The sequence below is a fragment of the Janthinobacterium sp. SUN026 genome (assembly GCF_030397625.1).
Classification (GTDB): Bacteria; Pseudomonadota; Gammaproteobacteria; order Burkholderiales; family Burkholderiaceae_D; genus Janthinobacterium; species Janthinobacterium kumbetense.
Window position 1 is genome coordinate 1 of sequence record NZ_JAPQNU010000014.1, and the last position, 1,825, is coordinate 1,825.

The following is a 1,825-nucleotide window of genomic DNA, read 5'->3' on the forward strand; positions in this document are numbered from 1 at the left end:
GGGAGTACGGTCGCAAGATTAAAACTCAAAGGAATTGACGGGGACCCGCACAAGCGGTGGATGATGTGGATTAATTCGATGCAACGCGAAAAACCTTACCTACCCTTGACATGGCTGGAATCCTCGAGAGATTGAGGAGTGCTCGAAAGAGAACCAGTACACAGGTGCTGCATGGCTGTCGTCAGCTCGTGTCGTGAGATGTTGGGTTAAGTCCCGCAACGAGCGCAACCCTTGTCATTAGTTGCTACGAAAGGGCACTCTAATGAGACTGCCGGTGACAAACCGGAGGAAGGTGGGGATGACGTCAAGTCCTCATGGCCCTTATGGGTAGGGCTTCACACGTCATACAATGGTACATACAGAGCGCCGCCAACCCGCGAGGGGGAGCTAATCGCAGAAAGTGTATCGTAGTCCGGATTGTAGTCTGCAACTCGACTGCATGAAGTTGGAATCGCTAGTAATCGCGGATCAGCATGTCGCGGTGAATACGTTCCCGGGTCTTGTACACACCGCCCGTCACACCATGGGAGCGGGTTTTACCAGAAGTAGGTAGCTTAACCGTAAGGAGGGCGCTTACCACGGTAGGATTCGTGACTGGGGTGAAGTCGTAACAAGGTAGCCGTATCGGAAGGTGCGGCTGGATCACCTCCTTTCTAGAGTTTGCACGAATCAGTAATGATTCACACATCAAATGTTCACACTTATCGGCTGTTAAATGAAGAAGAAACAGTAGTCGTAGTAGTTCCGCGTTGGGGCTGTAGCTCAGCTGGTTAGAGCACCGTGTTGATAACGCGGGGGTCGTTGGTTCGAGTCCAACCAGCCCTACCAGTAAAACAAACCCGGAGGTAAGGTGGACGCTAGTCCAGCCAGGCCTACCAGTAATGTAATACCCCAGGGGGATTAGCTCAGCTGGGAGAGCACCTGCTTTGCAAGCAGGGGGTCGTCGGTTCGATCCCGTCATCCTCCACCAAGTTTTACTCGAAAGTGCAAACGTAAGCCGGTCAACAAGACTGTGGTTTAGGTTTGATCTTTTAGCGATCAAAGCTGTTTCGTTCTTTAACAATCTGGAAGAAGTAAAGATTATTTATTGATCGGTTTGCCGTAAAAGGTAAATCGATGGGTAATGATTGTATGTATCAACAAACAAGCAACAACGTTGTACTTTCTTATCCTTGTAGCGCTCTTTGATTATTTCGGTAATCAGAGGCTAACGTTATAGGGACAAGCGAATAAGTGCACATGGTGGATGCCTTGGCGATTACAGGCGATGAAGGACGTAGTAGCTTGCGATAAGCTGCGGGGAGTGAGCAAACACACTTTGATCCGCAGATTTCCGAATGGGGCAACCCACCCTTTTAGGGTATTGCATACTGAATACATAGGTATGCAAGGCGAACGCGGCGAACTGAAACATCTAAGTAGCTGCAGGAAAAGAAATCAACCGAGATTCCCAAAGTAGCGGCGAGCGAAATGGGAAGAGCCTGTACGTGATAGTCGGACCGATAACAGAATCCTCTGGAAATAGGAGCCATAGTGGGTGATAGCCCCGTATGTGAAATCGGACCGGTGGTACTAAGCGTACGACAAGTAGGGCGGGACACGTGACATCCTGTCTGAATATGGGGGGACCATCCTCCAAGGCTAAATACTCGTAATCGACCGATAGTGAACCAGTACCGTGAGGGAAAGGCGAAAAGAACCCCGGAAGGGGAGTGAAATAGATCCTGAAACCGTGTGCATACAAACAGTAGGAGCGGACTTGTTCCGTGACTGCGTACCTTTTGTATAATGGGTCAGCGACTTACATTCAGTGGCAAGGTTAACC

The 1,825-nt window shown here is 49.8% G+C and carries 2 tRNA genes and 2 rRNA genes; all 4 read left to right on the forward strand.

Annotated features, from left to right (window positions below):
- Nucleotides 1-653, forward strand: a 16S ribosomal RNA gene (locus OX459_RS28000); the annotation flags it as partial.
- A 98-nt stretch (nt 654-751) separates the two neighbouring features.
- Nucleotides 752-828: transfer RNA gene (locus OX459_RS28005), tRNA-Ile, on the forward strand.
- Between the two features lie 66 nt (nt 829-894).
- Nucleotides 895-970, forward strand: a tRNA-Ala gene (locus OX459_RS28010).
- Nucleotides 971-1,219: 249 nt separating this feature from the next.
- A 23S ribosomal RNA gene (locus tag OX459_RS28015) occupies nt 1,220-1,825 on the forward strand; the annotation flags it as partial.